The organism is Nocardia caishijiensis NBRC 108228 (genome assembly GCF_001612825.1).
In the GTDB taxonomy this organism is placed as follows: domain Bacteria; phylum Actinomycetota; class Actinomycetes; order Mycobacteriales; family Mycobacteriaceae; genus Nocardia; species Nocardia caishijiensis.
This window is the reverse complement of the sequence record NZ_BDBE01000043.1, coordinates 1-23890: the sequence shown is the minus strand read 5'-3', so window position 1 is coordinate 23890 and position 23890 is coordinate 1. Positions and strand designations below refer to the sequence as shown.

Below are 23890 nucleotides of genomic sequence, written 5' to 3'. Positions count from 1 at the left end.
AATGCTGTCATGGCGGACTGCGGGGAATCTTGGTCGGGCGGTATAACAAATGGTGATAGCTCGCCAGTCGCGTGCCGACAACCTAAGGGGCAACCTTGAAGTGGACCGCTGATCTCGACCCGAGTACTGCCGATCGCATCCGCGCTCTGCTCGGGCGCGCGAAGTCCACCGACGGCGTCGCCCCCGTCTCCGAACAGGCGGTGCTGTCGCTTGCCGAAACCGATCCCCACACAAGGCATCTGATCGCCGAACGGAACGGCGACATCGTCGGTTACGTGAATCTTGTTGCCGCACATGGGGATCACCCGGCGATGGCCGAGGTGGCCGTCGACCCCGACGCGCGTGGACAAGGCATCGGCACCGATCTCGTCCGCGCGGCGCTCACCGAAGGCGGGGAGGGTGCGCGAGTGTGGGCGCACGGTGATCTGCCCGCCGCCAAGGCGCTCGCCGCCAGCCTGAAACTGACTACAGCACGCGAACTGTGGCAGATGCGCCGCAGTCTGGCAACCCCGGAGTTACCCCCACTGGAGGTGCCCGAGGGCCTCGTCCTGCGCACCTACACCGGCCCTGCGGACGATGCCGAACTGTTGCGGGTGAACAACGCCGCCTTCGCCTGGCATCCTGAGCAGGGCGGCTGGACCGAACGCGATATCGCCGCCCGCCGCGCGGAATCCTGGTTCGATCCGGCGGGGCTCTTCCTGGCGTTCGACGCCACCGACCGGGCCCGCCTGCTCGGCTTCCACTGGACCAAGGCCCACCCCGACGCCGCCCCGGCGGGGGAGGTGTACGTCGTCGGCATCGACCCGGCCGCGCAGGGCCGTGGCCTCGGGCGCCTGCTCACCCTGGCGGGGCTGCACCACCTGCGCGACACCGGTCTGACCGAGGTGTTGCTCTACACCGAGGCGGACAACCGAGCCGCGGTGCGTACGTACACGAAACTCGGCTTCGCACCGGCTCATATCGACGTCGCCTACACGCTGAGTTGACCGGCTGCGAGACAGCTCACAGTTCGGCGGCAACGCTGAATAGTGTGCGGATGACCGGGTATCGACGAGTAAAACTGGGGCAAACATCACAGGCTCGGTCTAATCGCGCCGGGCTGTTCATTCTCCGTTAACCCACCTCGGGCCAACTGTCAACCGGGCGAACCTAGGTTACTTCTGGGCGGCACAGTCGTCGCCTGGTGCTCGCGTTCACCCGCGATCCGCACCACCCAACTCGCCCGGGCCGGTGAGGGACCGAGCGAGTTCGTCAGCAATGTCGGAGGAAAAGTGAACTTCAAGCGCACCAGCGCCCTTGTCGGTGTCTTCGCCGCGGGTGCCATGTCTCTGGCCGCCTGTGGCAGCGACGACAACACCGGTGGTGACACCAGCAACGCCGCCAACACCAGCATCGAGTGCGGCGGCAAGAAGGCGCTCAAGGCGTCCGGTGCCTCCTCGCAGAAGAACGCTATGGAGCGCTTCGTCGCCGCGTACGAGACCAACTGCGACGGCTACACCCTGAACTACACCTCCAGTGGCTCGGGCGCGGGCGTCAACGAGTTCATCGGCGGCCAGACCGACTTCGGTGGCTCCGATTCCCCGCTGAGCTCCAAGAAGGACGAGCCCGCCAAGGCACAGGAACGCTGCGCGAGCCCGGCCTGGAACCTGCCGACCGTCTTCGGCCCGATCGCCATCACCTACAACGTGGACGGCGTCACCGACCTCGTGCTCGACGGCCCGACCGCCGCCAAGGTGTTCAACGGTGCCATCGCCACCTGGGATGCCCCCGAGATCAAGGCGCTCAACCCGAACGCCAAGCTCCCCTCGGAGAAGATCGCCGTGATCTTCCGCTCCGACGAGTCGGGCACCACCGACAACTTCCAGCTCTACCTCGACGCCGCGTCCGACGGTGCCTGGGGCAAGGGCGGCGGCAAGTCGTTCAACGGCGGTGTCGGTGAGGGTGCCAAGGGCAACGAGGGCACCTCGGCCGCCATCAAGAACACCAAGAACTCGATCACCTACAACGAGTGGTCCTTCGCCAAGGCGCAGAGCCTGTCGATCGCCCAGATCATCACCTCGGCGAGCAAGGACCCGGTGGCGCTGTCGGCCGAGTCGGCGGGCAAGTCCATCGACGGCGTGAAGATCAAGGGCGAGGGCAACGACCTCGTGCTCGACACCAGCTCGTTCTACAAGCCCACCGCCGCGGGCGCGTACCCGATCATGATGGCCACCTACGAGATCGTGTGCTCGAAGTACGCCGACGCCGAGACCAGCAAGGCCGTCAAGGCGTTCCTGTCCTCGGTCGTCACCAACGGCCAGAACGGTCTGTCCGACGCCGGCTACGTGCCGCTGCCGGACGCGTTCAAGACCAAGCTGACCACCGCGATCAACGCCATCTCCTGATCGCTGCGTAGGCCATGACCATGCACCCTGAGGTGACCGCACCGGGCTCGTCGGATTCGACGGGCCCGGCGGCGGCCGGAGATACTTCGCATATGCCGACCGAACCGACATTCGACAAGGCCCCGGAGAAGGGTCGTTCCGGGCGCCTGAACGCCGAGACGATCTTTCGGTGGCTGGCCACCGCGGCGGGCGCGACCATTGTCGCGGCCATCGCGTTGATCGCGTTGTTCCTGCTGATCCGCGCGGTCCCCTCGCTCATGGCCGACAACGCCAACTTCTTCACCAGCACGGAATTCTCCACCGGTGACGCGAACAACCTGCGCTTCGGCATCCGTGACCTGTTCATGGTCACGGTGCTGAGCTCGGTGTTCGCGCTCATCGTCGCGGTGCCGATCGGCGTCGGCATCGCGCTGTTCCTCACCCAGTACGCGCCTGCGCGGCTGGGCAAGCCGTTCACGATGCTGATCGACCTGCTCGCCGCGGTGCCGTCGATCGTGTTCGGTCTGTGGGGCTTCCTCGTGCTCGCCCCGCAGATCTCGCCGGTGCAGCAATTCCTCAACGACAACCTCGGCTGGTTCTTCCTGTTCTCCGACGGCAATGTCACGATCGCCGGTGGTGGCACCATCTTCACCGCCGGTGTGGTGCTGGCCGTGATGATCCTGCCGATCATCACCTCGGTGGCCCGCGAGGTGTTCGCCCTCACCCCGCGCGCGCACATCGAGGCCGCGCAGGCCCTGGGTGCCACGAAGTGGGAAGTCGTGCGGATGACCGTGCTGCCCTACGGCCGCAGCGGTGTGATCGCCGGTTCCATGCTCGGCCTCGGCCGCGCGCTCGGTGAGACGATCGCCGTGCTCGTGGTGCTGCGTACCGCGAGCAACGCGGGCACCTGGTCGCTGTTCGACGGTGGTTACACCTTCGCCTCCAAGATCGCCTCGGCCGCCTCGGAATTCAGCTCCCCGCTGCCGACCGGCGCCTACATCGCCGCGGGCTTCGTCCTCTTCGCGCTGACCTTCGTGGTCAACGCACTGGCCCGCCTGGCCTCCGGTGGAAAGGTGAACGGCTGATGACCACCACATCGACCCTCGACAAGCCGGTCAAGGCGCCGACGTTCCGTCACGTCAGCAGTGGTCGGCGGATCAAGAACAACATCGCGACCGCCCTGGTCACCCTCTGCTTCGTGATCGCGCTGATCCCGCTGGTGTGGGTGCTCGGCCTGGTCGTGGTCAAGGGTTTCAGCTCGATCGTCACCGCCGACTGGTGGTTCAACTCGCAGAAGGGCATCCTGCCGGACCAGTCCGGCGGCGGTGTGTACCACGCGATCTACGGCACCATCGTGCAGGCGCTGATCGCGACCGTCATCGCGGTGCCGCTCGGTGTGATGGCCGCCGTGTACCTGGTGGAATACGGTCGCGGCAAGCTGGCCAAGGTCACCACCTTCATGGTCGACATCCTCGCCGGTGTGCCCTCGATCGTCGCGGCGCTGTTCATCTTCGCGCTGTGGATCGCCACGCTCGGCATGCCGCAGAGTTCCTTCGCGGTGTCGCTGGCCCTGGTGCTGCTGATGCTGCCGGTGGTGGTGCGCAACACCGAGGAGATGCTGAAGCTGGTGCCCGACGAGCTGCGCGAGGCCTCCTACGCGCTCGGTGTGCCCAAGTGGAAGACCATCCTGCGCATCGTCATCCCCACCGCCGCGCCGGGCATGATCTCGGGCATCCTGCTCGCCCTTGCCCGCGTGATGGGTGAGACCGCGCCGGTGCTGGTGCTCGTCGGTTACTCGAAGTCGATCAACCAGAACATCTTCGACGGCAACATGGCCTCGCTGCCGCTGCTGATCTACCAGGAGCTGGCCAACCCGGAGCCTGCCGGTCGCGCGCGTGTCTGGGGAGCGGCGCTCACGCTGATCCTGCTCATCGCGCTGCTGTACCTGGCCGCCGCCGCGGTCAACAAGCTGCTCACCCGGAACCGATAGAAGCGAACGGAAAACTCCCATGGCCAAGCGGATCGACGTCAAAGATCTCAACATCTACTACGGCAGCTTCCACGCCGTGTCGAACGTGGACCTGACCGTGCTCCCGCGCAGCGTCACCGCCTTCATCGGTCCCTCCGGTTGCGGCAAGTCCACCGTGCTGCGCTCGCTCAACCGCATGCACGAGGTGACCCCGAACGCCCGCGTCGAAGGCGCGGTGCTGCTCGACGGCGAGGACATCTACGGTTCGGCCATCGACCCGGTGGGTGTGCGCCGCACCATCGGCATGGTGTTCCAGCGCCCGAACCCGTTCCCAACCATGTCGATTCGCGACAATGTGGTGGCCGGGCTGAAGCTGCAGGGTGTGCGCAACAAGAAGGAACTCGACGAGGTCGCCGAGCGCTCGCTGCGCGGTGCGAACCTGTGGAACGAGGTCAAGGACCGTCTCGACAAGCCCGGTGGTGGCCTGTCGGGTGGTCAGCAGCAGCGTCTGTGCATCGCCCGCGCGATCGCGGTCTCGCCCGACGTGCTGCTCATGGACGAGCCCTGCTCGGCGCTGGACCCCATCTCCACCCTCGCGATCGAGGACCTGATCACCGAACTCAAGAAGGAGTTCACGATCGTCATCGTCACGCACAACATGCAGCAGGCCGCCCGCGTGAGCGACCAGACCGGTTTCTTCAACCTCGAGGCTCAGGGCAAGCCCGGCAAGCTCATCGAGATCGACGACACCGAGAAGATCTTCTCCAACCCCACCCAGCGCGCCACCGAGGACTACATTTCGGGCCGCTTCGGTTAAGGAAAACAACGAGAAAGCCCCCGCCCTCCCGAAGGAGTGCGGGGGCTTTCTCGTTGCCTTGCTTCAGTTTTCGATTTCGCCGTCCGGGAGCACACCGGTGACCAGGAAGATCACGCGGCGGCCGATCTCGACGGCGTGGTCGGCGAAGCGCTCGTAGTAGCGGCCCAGGAGGGTGACGTCGACGGCGGCGGCGACGCCGTACTTCCACTCCCGGTCCATCAGGAGGGTGAACAGGTGGCGGTGGAGGTCGTCCATCGCCTCGTCGTCCTGGTTGAGCTGCGCGGCGCGTTCGGGGTCGCGGGTTTCCAGGACCTCCTTGGCGCCGGCGCCCATGTTCACCGCGATGCGGCCCATCTCGGCGAAGTAACCGTTCACCGACTCGGGTAGGGCGTGGTTGGGGTGACGACGGCGGGTCACCTTGGCGACGTGCAGAGCCAGGGCGCCCATCCGGTTGACGTCACCGACGATCTGGATGGCACTGACCACCTGACGCAGGTCGCCCGCGACGGGGGCCTGCAGCGCGAGAAGCGCGAACGCCTTCTCCTCGGCCTCGGCGATCATCACCGAGATCCGATCCTGCTCACCGATGACCTGCTCGGCCAGCGCGAGGTCGGCCTGCAGCAGCGACTGGGTGGCTTGCTCCATGGCCTGGCCGGCGAGCCCGGCCATTTCGCCGAGCAGATTGGCGAGCTCGGCCATTTGCTCGTTGTAGATGACACGCATAATGGCTGACCCTAGTGGGTACCGGTACCCCTGTCACCCAACAGCGGGTTAATGCCGTGTGGCACAGTCGTGCCAGCTCAGCGCACGTCGTGAATCGCGCAGGCTCAGTCGCAGCTGGTGTCGGCGGCGTTCATGTGCTCGAGGTCTGAGGGCAGGCGCACCGGCGCGGCGGAGACGGGTTGCCCGTTCGCCACGTCGGGCAGTTCCGCGCCGACCGCGGTCGGGGTGCGGAGCTGGCCCGAGTAGTCGGAGCCGATGACCACTTCGATGATGCCGCTGAGTTCGTCGTCGCGTTCCAGGGTCGCGCCGGGGATGGCGCTGGCGACGGTCGCGGCGGCCGCCTCGTTGCCCTCGGAGTACTGCACCTTGGTGGTGTCGCTGCCCGCGGGGTCGTTGGCCACGTTGTAGATGCCGAAACCGTAGTTCGACAGCTTGTTGGCCGCCTGCCTGGCCATCCCCGCGGTCTGGGTGCCGTTGGTCACCAGCAGCGACACCGACGACGGGTTCACCGCGTACATCTTGGGCGCCGGGGTCGGCGCCGCGGGCGAGCTGGAGCTGGTGATCGGCGGGGCGGTCTGCTCGCCGGGCAGCGGCTGGTCGTCGATGATCGCGCGGAAGATCGCCTTGATGTCGGCTTCGCGTGGAATCTCGTTGCCGTAGGCGGTGGTTCCCGCGGTCGGCGCGGTGATGAAGGTGACCGCGCCCGCGTTGACCTTCTGCAGCGACCGGCCGAGCAGGATCAGGTCCTTGGTCTCGACGCCGTCGACGAAGGTGTGCTGCCGGAACGCCTCGACGAAGCCCTGCAGTTTGGCCGGGTCGAGCAGCACCTGACCCGACAGCGCACCACGCAGCAGAGCCGCGAGGAAGGTCTGCTGCCGGTGGATACGGTCGTAGTCGCTGCGCTCCTCGCCCACCACGTGCCTGGCCCGCACATAGTTGAGGGCCGTCTCGCCGTTCACCCGCTGCTTGCCCGAGCTCTCGAGCACGGTACCGAGCACACCGTCGATGATCGGTTTGGTCGAGCACACCTCCACGCCACCGATCTGATCGACCATCGCCTCGAACCCGGCGAAGTCGATGCCGATGAAGTGCCCGATGCTCAGACCCGACATCTTGCGCACCACGTCGACCAGGCAGCGCGGCCCGCCGACCGCGTAGACGGCGTTGAGCTTGTCGCCGATGAACGCGGGGAACTTCTGGTCGGTGTATTTGCCCTGGTCGTTGTCCCAGCCCGCGCAGGTCGGCCGGGTGACGTCGAGGTCGCGGGGGAAGGAGACGACGACCACGCGGGAGCGGTCCTTGGGAATGTGCACCAGCATGGCGGTGTCGGCACGCGCGCCTTCGGCGTCGACGGTCGAGCCCGCGCCCATCTCGGCGTTGAGACCGGCCCGGGTGTCGGTGCCGACGATCAGGTAGTTCTCGTCACCGAGCTGCATGTCGCCGTCGAGCACGTCCTCGGTGGCGCCGTCGAGGGCCGACACCTGGGTGAAGCCGTTGTTCGTCGCCCGCAGGTAACTCCAGCCACCACCGGTGACCACCAGCGCCAGCACGGCGAAGAAGGTGACCGCGACCCGTCCCGCGAGGCGTGCCTGCTTCACGCGGCGCCGTTCGGGTGTCCTGGCGGCGGCGGACTTGGTGTCGACCCGCTTCGGCTCGACGCGCTTCGGTGGGGCCGCCGGGGTCTCGGTGACGGCGGGCAGGATATCGGTGACCTGCTCGTCGACCCGACGAGCGGGCGGTGCCGTGCGGACCGTCTTACCCTTCGCCGGGGCGGTACTGCCCTGGGCGGGGACGGTCTTGCCCGGCGTGGGAAGAGCCTTGCCCTGCGCGGGAATCGCGGTGGTCGCGATGCGGTCGGCGGGGGAGTCGGCGCGATGTGGTGCGGCGGGGGCGTCGCCGGGCGGGGCGTCGGCGCGTGCCGCGAGATCGGGGCGGGGCGTCGGGCGGGGTGCCTGGTCACGGGCGCGGCGGCCCGCGCGGGAGGTGCCGGAGGTGTCGGCGGGGGCGCGGCGGCTGCGTTTGGTTCGTTCGCTGTCGACCCGGTCGACGAGGTCCTGGACGGTGAGTGGGGCCGCGTCGGCGTCGGCGTCGGCGTGCCTGGACCGGCGCGAACCGGTGTCCCTTTGCGCGGGCGGTTCGGCAGCCGGGTAGCGCTCCCACGGGGCGCGACCTCCGGGCCGGGGCGTACGCCCGCGCCGATCGTCACCCACCAGCGAACCTCACTTCTCTATCTGCCGCATGCGCGTCATCGTTCGGCCGCACGGGTCGATCCGGAGCCGAACGATGTCCGCAATGATAACGATTCCGCCACGAGTAGCCACTCCTGTGCACAACAGATTCGCGAGGAATCGTGTTGCGACGCGCTGACCAGCGCCGGAGCTCAGCCCCCGCTGTGCATCACGTCGGCGGCGGTTGGCACGGTGTCGTCCTCGGGGTCGTCGAGCCACCCGTCGGGCAGCACGACCTTGGTCTGTGGCGAACCCTGACGTCCGCGCGGGCCGAGGGCGTCGGTGGGGAACGGCACGTCCGGATCGAGCTGGGCGACGAGGTCCTCGATCTGGCTCAGTGCCGACACGGTGGCGAAGCTGCGGCGCAGTTGCGAGCCGACCGGGAAACCCATCAGGTACCAGGCCATGTGCTTGCGGATGTCGCGCATCGCCTTGTCCTCGCCGTCGTGTTCGGCGAGCAGGGTGGCGTGGCGGATCAGGATCTCGCCGACGCGGCCGAGCGTCGGTCCCTCGGGGATCGGTTCGCCGCGCAGGGCGGCGCTGAGCTCGGCGAACAACCACGGCCTGCCGAGGCAACCACGGCCAACGACCACGCCGTCGCACCCGGTCTCGTTCATCATGCGCAGTGCGTCGTCGGCGGTGAAGATGTCGCCGTTGCCCAGCACGGGGATGGTGGTGACGGCTTCCTTGAGCCGGGCGATGGCCGACCAGTCGGCGGTGCCGGAGTACAGCTGTGAGGCGGTGCGCGCGTGCAGCGCGACGGCGGCGGCGCCCTCGGCCTCGGCGATGCGGCCGGTGTCGAGGTAGGTGTGGTGGTCGTCATCGATGCCGATGCGGAACTTGAACGTCACCGGCACGCCTGCCGGTTCGGCGGCCTTGACCATCTCCTTGACGATATTGGCGAACAGCCTGCGCTTGTAGGGCAGCGCGGACCCGCCACCGAGCCGGGTCACCTTGCGCACCGGGCAGCCGAGGTTCAGGTCGATGTGGTCGGCCCAGCCCTCGCCGACGACGATGCGCACGGCCTCGCCGAGCGTCTTCGGGTCCACACCGTAGAGCTGCATCGAGCGCGGATGCTCGTCGGCGTCGAACGACATCATGTGCAGCGTCTTCTCGTTGCGCTCGACCACCGCGCGGGCGGTGATCATCTCGCACACGTAGATGGCGGTCTTGCTGCCGAATTCGCGGCACAGCTTGCGGAAGGCCAGGTTGGTGATGCCCGCCATGGGTGCGAGCACGACGGGCGGATCGACCGGGTAGGGCCCGATCCGCAGCGTGGTCGGTGCCTGGGGCATCGTGGTAGTCACGTCTGCCATTCTCGCATCCGGTCGACTGTGATCGATCTCGCGTACCGGCGTCTTCGGCCGGGTCACGGCGGGGTTGCGGTACGTGTGACGACGTTTATGTGGTACTCGGCGTTCGGGATATGTCCGTCGGCTCAGTAGCCTGAGCTTGCCGCTCCCGGCGGCGCGCTGCCCCCACATCATCGGAGAAGACCCCCATGGCCGAAGACGCCACGACCACCACCCCCGCCGCGCCCGGTAAGGCGACCGTGGCGATCAGTGTCTCGTTGCTGGTCGGCGGCGCCGCGATCGCCGTGCTCGCCGTTGTCGCCGTCGTGCTCGGCGTGCTGTACGGCTCGGCACGCTCGGATGTCTCGGATCTGCGCGCCGAGGCCGCCGACGACGCGAAGGCCGAACAGATCGCCCTGGACTACTCCGTCGGCTCGGCGACGCTGAACTACCAGGACGTCGACGCCTGGGTGGCCAAGCTCAAGTCCGGCACGTCCACCGAACTGGCGGGCAAGTTCGCCGTCACCGGCGACAAGCTCGAGGAGATCGTCGTCCCGCTGCGCTGGGCCTCCACCGCCACCCCGATCACCGCGAAGGTGCTCGAGCGCGAGGGCCAGGTGTACAAGGTCGCCGCGTTCGTCGACGTGAGCACCACCAACGCGCAGAACCCCGACGGCCTGCGCAACACGGTCACCTACAACATCACCGTCGACGCCGGACAGGACTGGAAGATCACCGATGTCGGCAGCGCCGACGGTGCCCTGCCGATGAAGTAACCGGCTGTACGAAAAAGCGCCGCCCACCGGAACTCCGGTGGGCGGCGCTTTCTCACGCGCGGGCTAGACGCTGGCCATCTCGCGCTTCTTGGCTTCGCGGGCGAGCATCCGGTCGCGCTGCTCCTCGAACTTGACGACGTCCTGGCTCAGCTTCTCCAGGAAGTCGCCGAGGCGCTCGCGGGTGGCCTCGCCGCGGGCGGTGAAGTCGGTGCGCTCGAAGATGTTCCACTTCTTGAGCACCGGCTGCACGACCTCTTCGAGGTGCTGACGCAGGTCGTAGATGCCGTGCTTGGCCATCAGCACGCCGTTGCGCCGGAAGTTGGGCATCCCGGCGCCGGGCATCTGGAAGTTCTCCACGATCAGGGAGATGGCCTCGATCGCCTGGTCGGGCGACAGGTCGAGCGCCGCGCCGCAGAGGTTGCGGTAGAAGATCATGTGCAGGTTCTCGTCGGCGGCGACGCGCTGCAGCATGCGGTCCGCGATCGGGTCGTCGCACACCTTGCCGGTGTTGCGGTGACTCACGCGGGTGGCCAGTTCCTGGAAGGTCACGTAGGCGACCGAGTGCAGGAAACCGGCGTCCACCTCGGTGGGGGAGGCGAATCCGTTGGTCATGTGGACCATGCGGGCGTTCTCGAGGGCCACCGGATCGACGCCGCGGGTGACCACGAGGTAGTCACGCATCACGATGCCGTGGCGGTTCTCCTCGGCGGTCCAGCGACCGACCCAGGTGCCCCAGGCGCCGTCCTGGGAGAAGTTCTCGGCGATCTCACGGTGGTAGGACGGCAGATTGTCCTCGGTGAGCAGGTTGGTGATCATGGCCGCCTTGGCGACCTCGCTGAGCTTGGACTGCTCAGGATCCCAGTCGATGCCGCCCATGGCGGCGAAGTTGCGGCCCTCGTCCCACGGGACGTAGTCGTGCGGATGCCATTCCTTGGCCAGCGACAGGTGCCGGTTGACGTTTTCCTCGGCAACCGGCTCCAACTCCGTGAGCAGTTCGAGTTGAGTCAGATCCCTTGCCATGTAAAAACCCTTCGCTGTCGTGCTTGCGGTCGAACGTCGCGATGCGGCCATACCTTACGGCACCGTAGGTGTGATGCGAAACGCAACTGAGCGTAAAGCCGATGAAGTTGAACAACGCCACAACATCGGCAGCTGCCGGTAGGACGTACTGACGAGTCTAGGTGTTCGGTCCGCAGCGTAGGGACTATCGCTGTAGGGGCGACGACGTTAGCGGTCACCGGATGAACTCTCGGTGTGGCGGCGTCGGGGAGGGCTGAGGGCGAGGTCGTTCGCCTGTTCAGGGGGCAGGACGACCAGTGCGATCGGGGCGGCGGGATAGCGCCACGTGACAGTGGTCACGATGAAGTCGTGGTGCCCCCTGTAGGACTCGAACCTACGACCTAGTGATTAAAAGTCACCAGCTCTACCAACTGAGCTAAAGGGGCGCGCAGCGGAGTCTAACCGACGTCGCGCCCGGACGCCGAATAGTGGTCGTCGATCGGCCGGTCGCCCGGCGGATCGCCGCCGGTCGTCCCGGGTAACGGTGGCGTGCCGCGTGGCGATTCCGGCTGAAGAGCTGTGGCTCATCACCGTTCCCGCTTTCCGTCCGGCCGAGTTATCGAATACTGTTGCTAGTCAACAGGTTTCGTACGACGAGGAGGATGTGGGTGATGCCGGAGTCCGCGAGTGCGCCGCAGGGGGTCGCCGAGCGGGTCAACGATGCTGTGCGAGTGCGGCTTTCGTATTCGTTGCCACGGCTCACGGTTGCGCCCGGTTTGCCTGTCCGGAAAAACGGACCGGGTGTCCCATTCGTATGTCGCTGTTCGGAGAATACGGGTACGGTGATTGCCTGGTGAATTTCGAAACAATCACCGGGGCCGCACTTTCCGGCGCCCGGCGATGGGTGCGGTGTCGCGGAATTCATCGGGGGTTCGATGTACCGGGGTGAACGCGATGGTGCGCGAACTCCTCGCAAAGGGGCAGTCGCTACCGCAGGAGGAGGCGGTTCTCACAGGTATTGAGCCCGAGTGTGCACCCCCTGTGGCGCACCCGGGCCGGCGAACTATACCAGCCGGAGGGGTACCGGCATTCGGCGAGTTTACATACCAAAAGTATGAAAAATAACCACAATTCGCGTCGCGGGTCTGTCATTGATCGGCGGCGGCGAGAACGTTCGGAGGCGTTTCGAGCATGGCACGGCAGCAAGAGCGGGCGCGCCGCACGCGCGCCGCGATAATCAAGTCCGCGGCCGTCGAGTTCGGCAAGAGTGGGTACGCGGCGGCATCGCTCAACCGCATTCTGGAAGGTTCGCGCGCGACCAAGGGGGCGATGTACTTCCACTTCGACTCCAAGGAAGACCTCGCGCGCGCGGTGCTCGACACCGCCGTCGAGCGGTACCGGCTGTGCGCGGAGCGCTGGCTGTCCCGTACCGACCTCGGCCCACTCGACGTCCTGCACGGCATGGTCGACGAGGTCGCGTTGCGGCTCGAACACGACACCATCGTGCAGGCCGAGTACCGCCTGGTGATCGAACCCGACTTCCATCGCGACGCGGGCAACGGCGGCGGTCGCATCATCGGCCGCGCCACCCGGGTGCTCGCCGTGCGCGCCATCGACGACGGTCAGCTGCGCGCCGACGCCGACCCCGACCGCTTCACCAGAACCCTCGCCGCGGCGCTGGCGGGGCAGCGTTACCTCGTCGATCCGATCGGCACCGGTTCGGCCGCCGACCTGCGTGCCCGCTTCGCCGAGGTGCTCGAGGTGATCGTCGAGGCCATGGCGACACCGCTGTGGATCCAGCGCTTCCGCGCCGACGGCTGGCGCGCCCAGGCCCGGCTGGACGACCTCGGTTTGGGCGCCTGACCAGGCGATTTGGTGGACCGCGCCGCAGTGTCATAAGCTATGCGAGCTCCCAACGGAAACGTTGAAGCCGCCCCGGAGAGATTCGGAACGAGCCCCCTTCGTCTAGCGGCCTAGGACGCCGCCCTTTCAAGGCGGTAGCGCGGGTTCGAATCCCGTAGGGGGTACAGTCTTCGGACTGTAGAGTAGGAAAAGCAAGGCCCTGTGGCGCAGTTGGTTAGCGCGCCGCCCTGTCACGGCGGAGGTCGCGGGTTCGAGTCCCGTCAGGGTCGCAAGTAAGCGCCGGAGCAATCCGGCGCTTCGCGTATGGCATTCCGTACGGGTGCCTGCGGCCAGGTAGCTCAGTTGGTACGAGCGTCCGCCTGAAAAGCGGAAGGTCGCCGGTTCGATCCCGGCCCTGGCCACCACAATCCCCTCGCCAGTATCTGGTGGAGGGGATTTTTGTAAGAGCAAGGCCCTGTGGCGCAGTTGGTTAGCGCGCCGCCCTGTCACGGCGGAGGTCGCGGGTTCGAGTCCCGTCAGGGTCGCACGAGAAATCCCCCGTACCGGTCGGTGCGGGGGATTTTCGCGTCAACGGCGGTGATCGATGCTGGTGATGCGGTAGCGGCCGGTCGAGATCTCGGTGGTCTTGATGGTCTGGTGGACCTTCTCGATGGCGGTGTCGCCGGGCCACTGCTGATGGATGGTGACGTGCCAGATGGACGTGTCGGTGGAGTCGCCCCGGGTGATGTGGGTGCAGTACTTGACGTTCGAGGGCAGGGTGGCGATCCCGGCGGCGAGGGCGGCCTCGTCGCCGACGTGGGCGTTGTCGGTGACGAAGGACCTCGCCTTGGCGGCATCGCGGTCGACGTAATAGCTGTACTCGAAACCGAGGATGGCACCCTGCGGTGAGCTGGCGTCGCCACGTTCGGCGCTCACGGTGATGGACGTGGTGCGGAACTCCTCACAGCCCGGCAGGGCGTGCGCGGGCAACGGCGGGGTGGTGCTCGAGGTGGTCGCGGTCGAACCCGACAGCGCGGCCTGCCGTGTGCCCGAGGCCGATTCGTCGCCGGGGCCGAGGAAGATGGTGGCGGCCAGGCCGAGCAGCACGACGAACGCCAGCGCCCCGACCACACCCTTGATCGCGGCGGCGGCCCTGGTGCGGCCGTGACCGTCGTCGAAGCGTTCGTCGTTGTAGTTCTTGCGCGGTCTTCGGGCGATGGGGCCGCCCCCGCCGAAGTCCTTGAGCTTAGGCAGCACCGGCATCTCCACGTGGTCACCGCTCTGCTCGGTGGCGGTTGTCGTCGCCCAGTCGTTCCAGTCCACGTCGTCGGTGCGGACCGGTTCGACGGGAAAGTCGGCGTCGGTCCAGTCGTTCCAGTCGCCGGTGAACCCGTCGTCGTCCTCGTCGGGATGGCGGTAGACGGGTTCGGGCGGCAATGGCGTCGTCGGGGCGTCGGTGAACGGTTCCGGGTCCGGCGGCGGCCACAGCTCCGGGTTGGACCCGATGGTCTGCGGCTCGGCCTCGCGGCGCCGCCTGCGCCGCCGCTTGCCCTGCGGGCGACGGCGCCCGGTCGCGTCCGGCGACGAGAAGTAGGCACCGAACGGGTTGTCCATGCGCGCGGCCTAGGCGTTCGCCGGGACAACTCCGGGTTGCCCGTGTTTGGGGGCGTTCGACGGCCGTTCGCTCTCCTGATCCTGTTGTGGGCGCGCGGCGGGGGGAATCACCCCGCCCTGCATCGGCTGCTGTGCGGGCGCCTGCTGGAACGGAGCCTGCTGCGGCGCTTCGGGTTTCGGGACCTGGTTGGCAGGCGCGGGTGCGGGTGCCTCCGGTTTCGGCGCCGCGCCACCGGAGTTCGCACCACCGGAACCGCCCGGGTTCGCGCCGCCCGTGCCGCCGGAATTGCCGCCGAGTCCGCCGAACAGGGTGTTCGAATTGCCGTTGGCGCCAGCGCCGTTGGTGCCGGGCGTTGTCGTCGCGGGGGAGGTGTTGGCCGGAGTCTCCGCAGTGCCGTCCACCCCGGCCGCCAGGGTGTCGATGCCGGTCGTCGCCAGCTCGGCGCCCTTGTCGATGCCGTGCATCGCGACTTCGGCGATCTTGTCGATCAGATGCGTGCCGAAGGTGACACCGGCATCGATGGCCGCCGTGCCGAGGCTCACCCCACCGTCGATCAGCGCCTCCTGCAGGGCGATCTGCGCCGCGACCGCCGGGTCGGTCGTCTTGTCGTCGTTCCAGGTCGACGTGTCGGTGCCGCCGGTGCCGAGCACGTACACCCCCGGCGCCACCTCGGTCGCCCCCGGCGGAACCGTGACCCCGTTGGTTCCGCCGAGATCGCTGGTGAGGTTCTGGGTGTCGCGTGTGTGCTGGTCCATATCGGTGCTCGCCGCACCGACCACACCGACGGCCTCCTGGATCGCCTCCTCGGCGAGCTCGACGATCGCGTCGAGGTTGTTGCTGTTCACGGCGGGTGCGGCGGTCTTGGCCTTGCGCCGGAACTCGGCGATGATCGCGTCCACCTTGGCGGCGGCGTTCGCCTGTGTCGTATGTGCCTGGCCGAGCAGGGTGCTGAGCCGGGCGCCGCGGTCGGCCGCGGCCGACACCTCGGTGGCGGTGCGGCGCAGTGCGGGGGTCGCGGGTGCGGCGGTGTCGGTGGACTCGAGTGCGTAGAGGCCGAGCCGGTGCGGGTCTTCGGTGGCCGTGGTCGCGGCCGATGCCGAGCTGAGTGCGGCAACGACGGCCGGATCGGGATCGGCGGAGGTGTTGCTGCCGAGCGCTTTCCGTAATTCCAGTAGTGGCACTTCCAGCAGTGCGATCACCGGTTCGAGCTTGGCCTCGGCCTCCTCGGCGGTGATGGTGCTCAGGGTGTTCTCGGTGACAAGCGATTTCGTGCGCATCAGGCCACCTCGTTCTCGGTCGCCCGCAGGTCGGCGGCGACGTCCGTGTCGACGCCGGTGACGTCCGCGCCGAACCGGCCGAGGATGTCCTGGTAGGCGGTGACGAGATTCCCTGCCGTGTTCAGGGTCGAGGCGTGTGCGCCCGCGGCCTGTGTCCACGCCGCGGCGAATTCGCGCCCGAGTACACCCAAGCCGGAGAGATCGACCCCCGCGGCGGTGGTCGTCTGGGTGGCTGCGGTGCCGAGTAGTTCGGAAACCCGAGCTGCCGCACGCTGATAAGCGTCGAGCGCTGACGGGTCGAATGACATGTCTGCCACGATGTCTGCCCCTTCACGATCGCGGATCCCGGCGCTGCCGGCACTGAAAAGCGTAACCACCGGGGGCCGTTCGCGGGGCCATCCGTTGCTCTTGGACGGTTGGATCTCGAGAATCCCCTGGTCGGCGCCGAGCTGACCGACCGGTAGGGTCGGCCGAGATGGCTGTCCTCCTGCTCACGCTGCTCGGGTTCGCCCTGCTCGACGCGCTCGACGTGCTGCTGGTGGCGATCACCACCGCCGTGGTCGCCGACAGCAGGCTGGCCAGGCGTTCGCCGCTGGTCGGTGTGCTGAGCTTCCTCGGCGGTGTCTTCGCGGTGTCGGTGCTGTTCGGTGTCGCGACGGTGCTCGGCATCGACTTCCTCGTCCGCCTGCTCGACTTCGACCTCACCCCCACCCTGCGCTACTGGGGTGAGTTGGTGATCGGGCTCGTCCTGATCGCCGTGGCGGCGCTCCCGGTCGACACGGGCGCGGCGCCGGGTGGGCGCTGGGTCGAACCGGTGCGCAAGTACCCGTGGCTGATGGGCGTGATCGGTTTCACCCTCGGGCTGGCGAAAGTGCCGACCTCGGTGCCGTATCTGGCGGCGCTGGCGATGATCTCCGCGCAGCGTCCGCTGCCCGCGATCTGGCCGGTGCTGGTGGCCGCCTACTGTCTGGTGGCGCTGGTGCTGCCGTTGGCCGTGCTCGCGTTGGCGTTGCGCAGAACCACTGGGGCACGGCGGATGTACCGGGTGCTGGTGCGCGGGGTGACCCGGTTCGGGCCGCCGGTCGTCCGGGTACTTTTCGTGGTGTTCGGTGTCGTGTTGGTGGTGGACGCGCTGGTCCACGCCGGACAGCTGTGGTGAGGGCCCCGGACGGCCGCTCAGGAACACATCAGGTCCATCGAGTACGGTCATAACGAATCGATGACGTGCCTCGGCGCCCGTACCCTGGGCCGCCGGGCGTTACCAGGTGAGCAGGGAGGGCGACCCTTGAGGGTTACCGTTGTTGTGCCGACCTACAACGAGCGGGAAAATCTGCCGGTGGCGGTGGAGCGGCTGACGGCGCTGCCGGTGCCCGATCTGCATGTGCTGGTGGTGGACGACAACTCACCCGACGGCACGGGCGAGGTGGCCGACAAGCTGGCCGCCGAGCTGCCGACCGTGGTGAGCGTGCTGCACCGCACCGAGAAGGACGGCCTCGGCCGCGCCTACATCGCGGGCATCACCCAGGCTCTGGCCGACGGCGCCGACGTGGTGATCCAGATGGACGCCGACCTCTCGCACCCGGCCGAGGTGATCCCGGCCATGCTAGAGAAGCTGAACTCCGAGGACGTCGGCGTGGTGCTCGGCTCCCGCTACGTCCCCGGCGGCTCCACCGCCGAGGAGTGGAAGTGGTACCGCAAGGCCCTCTCGGCCTGGGCCAATTTCTATGTGAACCTGATCCTGCGCCTGGGCGTCAAGGACGCCACGGCCGGTTTCAAGGCGTGGAAGGCCGACACCCTGCGCGCCATCGACGTGGCCTCCATCCGCAGCAACGGCTACTCGTTCCAGGTGGAGATGAACTACCGCGCGATCAAGCGTGGCTACACCATCGCCGAGGTGCCGATCCGTTTCGAGGAGCGCACGGTCGGCGCGTCGAAGATGAGCCTGAAGGTGCAACTGGAATCGGCGCTCATGCCGTGGAAGCTGCTGTTCGGCCGCGCGGTCTGACCTACGTACGCGAAAAGGCCCCGCCGATGATTCGGCGGGGCCTTTCGCTGTGTGTCACTGCTCGGTGATGGTGCGGCGCACGCCTTCCAGCGCGATCACCATGACCGGCACCAGCACCACGTGCATCAGCGACAGGGCGATGGTGGAGGCGGTGTCGAAACCGGCGGTCAGGGTCATGCCGATGGTCGCGATCGACAGCACCGAGCCGACGACGGCGGCGACCCGCAGCACCCCGGTCCACTTGTAGGACACCAGCACGGCGGCGGTCAGACCGATCAGCAACGGCACTGTCGACATCAGGATCACCCCGCCCGGCGCCACGTCGGACACCTTGCCGTCGGCGACCATGGTGAACGTTCCGCCCGCGGCCGCGCCGATCGCCCAGACGATCAGGTTCGCCACCAGGGCAGTGGCGACGGCACCCAGCACGGCGACGGGTCGGTTCAGGGCGGGCAGGGTGCGGGTGGTGGTTGCGGTGGCGGTGGTCATGATGTTCTCCCTCATTCGCTGGTGAGACCATCTTCAAACCTGAATAATGGTTCAGGTCAAGCGAAGAGGGCGCCCGCCGCCTGAGACGCTCGTCACATCGCTGTGGTCGGCCAGTTCAGGAGGGTGTGCTCGTAGAGCCTGCGCACACCCTCGACCTCCTCGTCCATCGCGGCGGGATTCCACGTCGACACATCGATCGGCGGCAGGATCGCCACATCCACGACACCGCTACGGGCGATGGGTGAGTCGCGCCAGGCGATGTCACCCGCATTGCGGATGACGATCGGGATCACCGGCACACCCGCCTGCTTGGCGATATGGAAGGCACCCTTCTTGAACGGGCCGAGCCCGCGCGTATACGACCGGGTGCCCTCCGGCGCGACCGCGATCGACAGCCCTTCGCGCAGCGTCGAAACAACCGGTGCCAGCGCGGCTTTCGCGCGCTCGGTATCGGAGCGGTCGATGAAGGTGACGCCGACGAACCGCATGAGCGGCCCGAACAGCGGATGGGAACGCAGTTCCTTCTTGCCGATACCGGTGACCCCGCCGTCGAGCACCTTGGGAACGATGATGACGTCGAACTGGCTCTGATGGTTGAACAGGAACACGGCGGGCCGTGGGGCACGGGCGTTCTCGATGCCGACCACGCGCAGCTCGACGCCGAGGGTTCGCAGGGTCGCGGTGGTCGCGTCGTGCATCAGGGCATCGGCCATGGCCTGGCGGTCGCGGGTGTAGGACTTGCGGACCACGCCGGTCAGGGCACCCGCGACGAGCGCGACGAAGGCGATCACGGTGCGCGCGTAGTCGACCGGGCTCGGCGCTGTGCGCGACCGGAAAGAGCTCGGATCGAGTGCCGGGGTACCTGCCACGTGGAGCGCGGCGGTGTCGGCGTACACATGCCCGATCTCGCAGTCGCGTGCGGCGGCGAATTTTCGCACCGCTTCGGACTTTTCGGTGCCCCACAGTGCGGGTCCCGCGAGATCGCCGGTGAGAACACCGTCGTCGGTGGCGAATTCGGTGCACAGCACGTCATCGATGCCGAGTACTTCGGCGAGCGAACGCACCTGGTAGATCGATAGGTCGCTGACCAGGAGCACGGTGTGGCCCGCTGCTCGGTGTTCGCGGACGAGCTGCCAGGCCTCGGGAAAGATCCGGCCGTACATCTCCTTGCGGAAAACGCCGCGGCCCAGCTGCTCGAGTTCGGCTTCCGGGACACCGGCCCACGCCTGTTCGGTTTCGCGCAGGAACCGTCGGTGGTCGCGCCGGAAGCCGGTCAGCATGGCGTTGCGTCGCGCGTCGCCGCGCCGGAAAGCTCGGCCGGGGAATCGTTTTCGCGGCAATGCGTCCACCACGGCTCGCGTGTCGAAGACGGCGAGCACATGCTGTCCCCTCGGGCCGTTTCGGACGGCGGCGACCGCCTCGTCGATGCCGCTCACAGGGTGTTCCGGTTCGACGGGTCGAGGGATGCGGCGCGAGCGATGCGTTCGCCGAGGTCACGTAATTGCTGGGCGAATTCGTTGCGGCGCGCCACCAGGTCGGCTGTTTCTCCGGGCGCGGCCGGGGCGATCAGATGGTGGTTGTCCGCCAATTTCCACGCACTGGTGAACAATTCCGTCGACACCGACTCGGGGCTGTGCAGCCGTTGCTGCAGCAGCATCTGTTTGCCGACGGCGACGCATTCGTCGATGAATTCCTTGCGGTCGATCTCCGTGTCGGCCGGGCGGGCCGCGAGCCGTTCGGCCACCACCAGTTGCGCGTCGAAGAACGAGCGAAGCACGCGGTGCGCCATGACGAAGCCGGACTCGGTGAGGGCGCCGAGGAATTGTTGATCGAGGCGGTCGTCGGGCGTGTTCTCGTCCCATTCGGGGACGATCACGCGCACCTCCTCGATGATCTGGTCGGCGAACTCCTCCCGTTCGGGAAAGAAGAATTCGAACTTCAGCAGGTCGCGCAGCGCGAACGCGGCCCGCCACGCCGCCCGCAGCGGGTCGTCGCCCGGCTGCTCGACGGCGGTGAGGGCGGCCAGCTCGAGAATGGCGCGGTTGACGAACCAGTGCACCGCGCTGTTGCGGTAGAACGCCGCCTCGAGGTGGGCGCCCGGTTCGATGGAGTAGACCGGTTCCAGCCCGCCCCGATACACGGTGACGACACCGGCCAGCGCCAACTGTTCGAGGACCACCTGCAAGCCCTGCTCGTCGCGCAGCTTGGACAACTCGCCCGCGGGCAGCCCGCGCCGATCGATGTAGCCGAGCACCGGATCGAGCACGGTGCGTACCTGGCCGAGGGTGAGCGCGCGCTCGTGCACACCGAGCAGTGCCAGGGTGACCAGGGCGTTGACGGAGATGGGGGTGACCGCGTTGATCCGGACCGCCACGTCGAAGGCCAAGCGCTGCACAGCCTTTCGCTCGGTCTCGCTCAGCGCGGACTCGTCGGGCACCTTGGTGGCCCCGGTCGTGGTGTCGTGCAGCGGAATGGTGCGGGGACGTTCGCCGAGCGGGTCGCCGTGGGTTTCCAGCCGTTCGCGCGCCGAAATGGCCTCGCCGAAGCGCACATACACGCGACCGGCCGAATGCTGCTGGCTGCGAACATATCTGGCGAGCCAGGCGATACCCTCCGGCTTCTTCTTCCCGCCCGACTGCTCGCTGGCGATGGCGCCCAACTCGTTGAGCCGCTCGTAGGTGATCGACACCGGCACCAGCATCACGTCCTCGACGCGGCCCGAACGCACCGCCGCCGCGAGATAATTCAGCAGACCGTACCGGGGTGGGCGCAGCTTGCCGGTTCTGGTCCGGCCGCCCTCGAAGTACCACTCCATATTGAATCGCTTGGACAGCAGGTAGGCGAAATACTCCTCGACCACCGCCTTGTACACCTCGTCGTCGCCGAAGCTGCGCCGGATGAACACGGTGCCGGTGCGCCGGGCGATCGGGCCCATCGGCCAGAAGTTCAGATTCGCCCCGCCGATCACGTGATTGGGTGGGAAATCGTTGCGGGCCAACACATCACCGAGGACGAAGGCATCCACATACGAGCGGTGCGAGGGCAGGAAGACCAGCGGATACTTGCGGTTGAGCGAGCGCAGGGCGTCCAGGCCGCTCAGATCGGTGTCGACCTTCCAGGTCGAGGCGTGCACCGGGCGCATGGCCTGGGTGAACAGGTCCGACACCAGTCTGCTCTGCGCGGCGACCAGCTCACGCAGCGCCTTCTCCGCGCTGCGGTGGACCTGGGCGGGGTCCGAGCCCAACTCGTCGGCGAGGTAGTCGAGCTTGCGCTGGAATTCCGGTGAGTCGAGGATTTCCTCGGCCACCAGCTGCGGCACCTTGTAGCGGTCGCCGATCACGGTGCGTTCGGCACGTTCGAGCGCGACGACCGCCGCGCGCAGCACCGAGCGGGCGAACGCGTCGGGCGAGCCGGACCGCAGCAGGGCGGCGGCCTCGGGATAGTTGGTGCGCAGCTCGCTCAGCCGCGCGGGGGCACCGACGAGCACCTGGTGGCGGTCGGGCTGCGTCCGCAGCAGGCGGCGCTGAGCCAGGCGGTTGGGCTTGCGTGGGTTGGTGAGCATCGCCAGGTCGGCGAAGGTCACCCGGCGCACACCGTCGCGTTCGGGCGGCAGCCACAGCACGCGGACCGGGACGACCAGGGGGTCGTCGCGGCGGTTCACCAGGCGTTTGATGAGAGCTTTGGCGTCGAGGTCCACCTGCGTGACGGGGGCGCGGGAGTCGATCTCGGCGGCCAGCCCACCCTCGGCGATCCAGGCGCCGATCACCTCGCGCTCCACCCCGGAGGCCGCGTCGACCAGGGCGACTACCGAGTCCGCCTGCGGAGCCGTTCGCGTGGGCCGCCCATCGTTGTCGATCATCTCTCCATTGAAGCCGCAGATTCGCCGCAGCGCACCGAACTTCGCCGACAGTGGGAGCGCGGGATGAGAACGAGTGGGCAAGGCTACCCCGCGACCGGGTAGCCAAACGTGGAGGTAATGCTAACCTAACCACGCTAAATTAGGTCAGCTTTACCTTGGAGGATCGTTGTCGTCGACGGAACAGCCCACGCGGGTGGAATATGTGACCGACCCGGCCGCAGCGATGTCGTGGTTGGCTTCGGCCGACCGATTCGGCGAGTACGTGATGTACGAACAGCCCGGTGTCTGGGTGTTTGCCGCCGACCCCCTCGGCAGCGTCGAACTCGACGCGGGCGAATTACGCACCGCCTGGGGTGAGCGGACCACCGCCCGCGCCTGGACCGGCAGCCCCGCGGCCACCGTCGACGCCGCCCTGGCGAGCCTGCCCCTCGACGGCCGCAACGCCTACGGCTGGATCGGTTTCGAATTCTGCGCCTATTCCCTCGGCGCCACCCACTACCTCAACCCGCTGACCTCGCTGGCACACCTGATGATTCCCCGCATCGAGGTGCGCATCGACGCGAGCGGCGTGCGCATCAGCGGCGCCACGCCCGCCGAGACCTGCGATATCCACGACCTGATCGCGGCCTCCCAGGGCTCCGAACTGCCCTCGGCGCACCCCGTGGACGTGCGGCCCGACAGCACCGGATACCAGGACCGCGTCGCGGGCGCGGTCGAGGAGATCCGTTCCGGCAGCTATCAGAAGGTCATCCTGTCGCGCAAGGTCGCCCTGCCCTTCGCCGTCGACGTGCCCGCCACCTACCGGCTCGGCCGCGCCAACAACACTCCCGCCCGCTCCTTCCTGCTCCGCCTCGGCGGCCTGGAAGCGGCCGGATTCAGCCCCGAACTGGTCGCCTCGGTCGACGACGACCGGGTGGTCACCACCGAACCGCTGGCGGGCACCCGCGCCTTCGGTCTCGGCGCCGACGCCGACCGCGCCGCCCGCGTCGACCTGCTGGCCGACCCGAAGGAAATCGTCGAACACGCCATCTCGGTCCAGACGTCCTTCGCCGAGATCGCCGAAGTAGCCGTCCCCGGCACCACCGCCGTCTCGGACTTCATGGCCGTGCGCGAACGCGGCAGCGTGCAGCACCTGGCCTCGACGGTCCGCGGCGAACTGGCCGCCGACCGCACCGCATGGGACGCACTGGAGGTCCTGTTCCCCTCGGTCACCGCCTCCGGCATCCCCAAGCGAGCAGGCGTCGATTCCGTCTTCCGCAACGACCACGACGAGCGTGGCCTGTATTCGGGCGCGGTGGTGTGCGTTTCGCCGACCGGTGCGTTGGAGGCGACACTGGTGTTGCGGGCGATCTACCAGACCGGCGAGGGTGCGTGGTTACGTGCCGGTGCGGGCATCGTCGGACAGTCGCGACCGGAACGGGAGTTCGAAGAAACCTGCGAGAAGCTGGGAAGCGTCGCGCCGTATGTGGTGAAGGCTTGAGTTGAAGGTTGGGCGGGGCAGGGTGAAGGCTCGAGTCGAGGGTGGGTCGGGCCGGGCAGGGTGAAGGCTTGATTTGAGCTTGGTGGGGGTGGGTGCGCTGGGGAGCGTGCCCGGCTCTTCAGGAATTGCGCCCACAGGAGTACTGGCTGTGTTTTT

20 protein-coding genes and 5 tRNA genes are annotated in these 23890 nt (G+C 67.7%); 14 read left to right on the top strand and 11 right to left on the bottom strand.

Annotation, left to right across the window (positions count from 1 at the left end):
- The first annotated feature begins 95 nt into the window (after positions 1–95).
- The 5 genes from mshD to pstB all read left to right on the top strand — a co-directional run bounded on the left by mshD (position 96) and on the right by pstB (position 5149).
- The gene (mshD, locus tag NC7_RS24600) at positions 96–986 is read left to right on the top strand and encodes a mycothiol synthase (RefSeq protein WP_067987142.1); all 891 of its coding nucleotides are present in this window, start codon (positions 96–98) and stop codon (positions 984–986) included.
- A gap of 285 nt (positions 987–1271) precedes the next feature.
- Positions 1272–2384 (top strand): phosphate ABC transporter substrate-binding protein PstS, encoded by a 1113-nt coding sequence (pstS, locus tag NC7_RS24595; protein ID WP_084458766.1) that lies wholly within the window; start codon positions 1272–1274, stop codon positions 2382–2384.
- Between the two features lie 92 nt (positions 2385–2476).
- Positions 2477–3448 (top strand): phosphate ABC transporter permease subunit PstC, encoded by a 972-nt coding sequence (gene pstC / locus NC7_RS24590; protein WP_067987141.1) that lies wholly within the window; start codon positions 2477–2479, stop codon positions 3446–3448.
- Positions 3448–4353, top strand: a complete 906-nt coding sequence (gene pstA / locus NC7_RS24585) for a phosphate ABC transporter permease PstA (RefSeq protein ID WP_067987138.1) — start codon at positions 3448–3450, stop codon at positions 4351–4353. Before pstC ends, pstA begins: the two co-directional genes overlap by 1 nt.
- Before the next feature lie 19 nt (positions 4354–4372).
- Positions 4373–5149, top strand: coding sequence for a phosphate ABC transporter ATP-binding protein PstB (pstB, locus tag NC7_RS24580; protein WP_067640881.1), 777 nt, complete (start codon positions 4373–4375; stop codon positions 5147–5149).
- Between the two features lie 63 nt (positions 5150–5212).
- Here pstB and phoU read toward each other — a convergent pair whose 3' ends face one another.
- From phoU to dusB, 3 genes are all read right to left on the bottom strand, one after another.
- Entirely contained in the window at positions 5213–5872 is a 660-nt protein-coding gene (gene phoU / locus NC7_RS24575; RefSeq protein WP_067987135.1) for a phosphate signaling complex protein PhoU, read from the bottom strand.
- A 104-nt stretch (positions 5873–5976) separates the two neighbouring features.
- Positions 5977–8082, bottom strand: coding sequence for an LCP family protein (locus NC7_RS24570; protein WP_067987133.1), 2106 nt, complete (start codon positions 8080–8082; stop codon positions 5977–5979).
- Between the two features lie 170 nt (positions 8083–8252).
- Positions 8253–9395 carry a tRNA dihydrouridine synthase DusB gene (gene dusB, locus NC7_RS24565; RefSeq protein WP_157102161.1) on the bottom strand — a complete coding sequence of 381 codons (1143 nt, stop codon included), beginning with the start codon at positions 9393–9395 and terminating at the stop codon, positions 8253–8255.
- 206 nt (positions 9396–9601) lie between these two features.
- On the opposite strand from dusB, the gene NC7_RS24560 reads away from it, so the two are divergent.
- On the top strand, positions 9602–10168 hold the full coding sequence (locus NC7_RS24560) for a hypothetical protein (protein WP_067987129.1): 567 nt from the start codon (positions 9602–9604) through the stop codon (positions 10166–10168).
- Between the two features lie 63 nt (positions 10169–10231).
- Here the strand turns inward: NC7_RS24560 and NC7_RS24555 are convergent, their stop codons facing one another.
- Positions 10232–11188 (bottom strand): acyl-ACP desaturase, encoded by a 957-nt coding sequence (locus NC7_RS24555; RefSeq protein WP_067987127.1) that lies wholly within the window; start codon positions 11186–11188, stop codon positions 10232–10234.
- A 349-nt stretch (positions 11189–11537) separates the two neighbouring features.
- Positions 11538–11613, bottom strand: a tRNA-Lys gene (locus tag NC7_RS24550).
- A gap of 745 nt (positions 11614–12358) precedes the next feature.
- Between NC7_RS24550 and NC7_RS24545 the strand changes: the two genes are divergently transcribed.
- From NC7_RS24545 to NC7_RS24525, 5 genes are all read left to right on the top strand, one after another.
- The gene (locus NC7_RS24545; RefSeq protein WP_067987125.1) at positions 12359–13030 is read left to right on the top strand and encodes a TetR family transcriptional regulator; all 672 of its coding nucleotides are present in this window, start codon (positions 12359–12361) and stop codon (positions 13028–13030) included.
- Positions 13031–13121: 91 nt separating this feature from the next.
- A tRNA-Glu gene (locus NC7_RS24540) sits at positions 13122–13194 on the top strand.
- A 31-nt stretch (positions 13195–13225) separates the two neighbouring features.
- Positions 13226–13299, top strand: a tRNA-Asp gene (locus tag NC7_RS24535).
- A 58-nt stretch (positions 13300–13357) separates the two neighbouring features.
- A tRNA-Phe gene (locus tag NC7_RS24530) sits at positions 13358–13434 on the top strand.
- 46 nt (positions 13435–13480) lie between these two features.
- A tRNA-Asp gene (locus tag NC7_RS24525) sits at positions 13481–13554 on the top strand.
- A gap of 43 nt (positions 13555–13597) precedes the next feature.
- Here the strand turns inward: NC7_RS24525 and NC7_RS24520 are convergent.
- From NC7_RS24520 to NC7_RS24510, 3 genes are read right to left on the bottom strand one after another with little or no spacing between them, the layout of a single operon-like run.
- Positions 13598–14623, bottom strand: a complete 1026-nt coding sequence (locus NC7_RS24520; protein WP_067987123.1) for a DUF8176 domain-containing protein — start codon at positions 14621–14623, stop codon at positions 13598–13600.
- 9 nt (positions 14624–14632) lie between these two features.
- A complete protein-coding gene (locus NC7_RS24515) occupies positions 14633–15901 on the bottom strand; it encodes a hypothetical protein (RefSeq protein WP_067987121.1) in 1269 nt (422 codons plus the stop codon).
- Positions 15901–16218 (bottom strand): hypothetical protein, encoded by a 318-nt coding sequence (locus NC7_RS24510; protein ID WP_157102160.1) that lies wholly within the window; start codon positions 16216–16218, stop codon positions 15901–15903. The genes NC7_RS24515 and NC7_RS24510 overlap by 1 nt, the downstream gene beginning before the upstream one ends.
- A 158-nt stretch (positions 16219–16376) precedes the next feature.
- Between NC7_RS24510 and NC7_RS24505 the strand changes: the two genes are divergently transcribed.
- Both NC7_RS24505 and NC7_RS24500 read left to right on the top strand, forming a co-directional pair.
- Positions 16377–17060 (top strand): GAP family protein, encoded by a 684-nt coding sequence (locus NC7_RS24505; protein ID WP_067987117.1) that lies wholly within the window; start codon positions 16377–16379, stop codon positions 17058–17060.
- 84 nt (positions 17061–17144) lie between these two features.
- Positions 17145–17906 (top strand): polyprenol monophosphomannose synthase, encoded by a 762-nt coding sequence (locus NC7_RS24500; protein ID WP_255285067.1) that lies wholly within the window; start codon positions 17145–17147, stop codon positions 17904–17906.
- A gap of 54 nt (positions 17907–17960) precedes the next feature.
- Here the strand turns inward: NC7_RS24500 and NC7_RS24495 are convergent, their stop codons facing one another.
- The 3 genes from NC7_RS24495 to NC7_RS24485 all read right to left on the bottom strand — a co-directional run bounded on the left by NC7_RS24495 (position 17961) and on the right by NC7_RS24485 (position 22254).
- Positions 17961–18395: a DUF6069 family protein gene (locus NC7_RS24495; protein ID WP_084458767.1), complete on the bottom strand. Its 435-nt coding sequence runs from the start codon at positions 18393–18395 to the stop codon at positions 17961–17963.
- A gap of 92 nt (positions 18396–18487) precedes the next feature.
- Complete coding sequence (locus NC7_RS24490; protein ID WP_067987111.1) at positions 18488–19831, bottom strand: 1-acylglycerol-3-phosphate O-acyltransferase; 1344 nt, start codon at positions 19829–19831, stop codon at positions 18488–18490.
- A complete protein-coding gene (locus tag NC7_RS24485; protein WP_067987108.1) occupies positions 19828–22254 on the bottom strand; it encodes a glycerol-3-phosphate 1-O-acyltransferase in 2427 nt (808 codons plus the stop codon). The genes NC7_RS24490 and NC7_RS24485 overlap by 4 nt, the downstream gene beginning before the upstream one ends.
- A gap of 193 nt (positions 22255–22447) precedes the next feature.
- On the opposite strand from NC7_RS24485, the gene NC7_RS24480 reads away from it, so the two are divergent.
- Positions 22448–23734 carry a salicylate synthase gene (locus NC7_RS24480; RefSeq protein ID WP_373861273.1) on the top strand — a complete coding sequence of 429 codons (1287 nt, stop codon included), beginning with the start codon at positions 22448–22450 and terminating at the stop codon, positions 23732–23734.
- Positions 23735–23890: the final 156 nt, after the last annotated feature.